The sequence below is a fragment of the Methylobacterium sp. B1 genome (assembly GCF_000333255.1).
Classification (GTDB): domain Bacteria; phylum Pseudomonadota; class Alphaproteobacteria; order Rhizobiales; family Beijerinckiaceae; genus Methylobacterium; species Methylobacterium fujisawaense.
In genome coordinates, this window is the sequence record NZ_BACT01000914.1 from 1 (window position 1) to 1,388 (window position 1,388).

Annotated in this window: 1 protein-coding gene and 1 pseudogene; one reads left to right on the forward strand and one right to left on the reverse strand. The window is 71.7% G+C overall.

Translation table 11 applies throughout. The features are described from left to right. A partial coding sequence (locus tag I53_RS25820) for a response regulator (RefSeq protein ID WP_043356226.1) occupies positions 1 to 969 on the forward strand: 969 nt, incomplete at its 5' end. A gap of 93 nt (positions 970 to 1,062) precedes the next feature. On the opposite strand, the pseudogene I53_RS25825 reads toward I53_RS25820, so the two are convergent. Beyond that, positions 1,063 to 1,388: pseudogene (locus I53_RS25825) on the reverse strand (ubiquinone biosynthesis protein UbiB); the annotation flags it as partial.

The window sequence follows — 1,388 nt, forward strand, 5'->3', positions numbered from 1 at the left end:
CTGTTCGAGCGCTTCACCCAGGCCGACGCCTCGACGACGCGCCGCTTCGGCGGGACCGGGCTCGGCCTCGCGATCACCCGTGCCTTCGCCGAGATGCTGGGCGGCGCGATCGCCGTGGAGAGCCGGCAAGGGGAGGGCACCACCTTCACGCTGACCCTGCCGGTCCGCTTCGAGACCGGTGCGGCGGAGGAAGCGGATGCGGACAGCGCCGCCGGTCCCGGCGAACGCGGAACCATCTTGGTGATCGACGACGACGCCGCGACCCGGGATCTGCTCGCCCGCTTCTTGGAGCGCGAGGGCTTCTCGGTAACGGTCGCCGAGGACGGGCGGCGGGGGCTCGATCTCGCCCGCAGCCTGCACCCGCGGGCGGTGCTCCTCGATGTGACCATGCCGCAGATGGACGGCTGGGCAGTGTTGCGGGCCATGCGCGCCGATCCCGAGATCGGCGCGACACCGATCGTGATGGTGACGGTCCTGGACGAGCAGAACCTCGCCTTCTCGCTCGGCGCCACCGACTACCTGCAGAAGCCGATCGACTGGGGAAGTCTGCGCCAGATCGTCGACCGCTTCCGGCCTTCGGCCGGTAGCGGGCCGATCCTCGTCGTCGAGGACGAGGCGGACGTTCGGGGCCATGTCTGCGCCTATCTCGAGCGCGAAGGTTTTCCGGTGCGCGAGGCCGAGAACGGCCTGCGCGCCCTCGCGACCCTCGAGTCGGAACGGCCGTGCCTGATCCTGCTGGATCTGATGATGCCCGAGATGGACGGCTTCGCCTTCCTGCGGGCGCTCCGGGCGCGCCCGGACAGCCGCGACGTGCCGGTGGTCGTGCTCACCGCCAAGGACATCACGGCCGAGGATCGGCGCCGACTGGCCGGTCAGGCCGACCGGGTGCTCACCAAGGGATCGACCGGTCTCGGCGAACTTGCCCGGGAATTGCGGGCCCTGGTCCCGACGATGGACGGCGCGGGCTGACCGGGAAACCGCAACACGAGCCGGGCGAGCCGACCCGGCAGCGCCCGACGGGACCGTGCGATCACCCCCGTCGCGCGGACCCGCGGTGCGGATTCACCCCCCGCGGAACGCCAGCATCAGCGCCCCGGCGGCAATCGCCCAGAGAGCCAGCGTCGACCAGATCGCCCGATAGCGTTCGTTGCGGGCGAAGCGCTCCAGGCGGCGGGCATCGCCCGTTCCGGCCTCGTCGAGGCGCACCAGCACGCGCTTCAACCGCATGGCGAGATCCGGAATATCGCCGACCACGTCGGAGACCACACGCAGGGCCTCCAGGCCGCTCTGCGCCCGGCCGACCGGGCCCATGTTGCGGGCGATCCAGGCGCGCACGACCGGCTCGGCCGTGGTCCACATGTCAAGCCGCGGGTCGAGGGAGCGGGCGA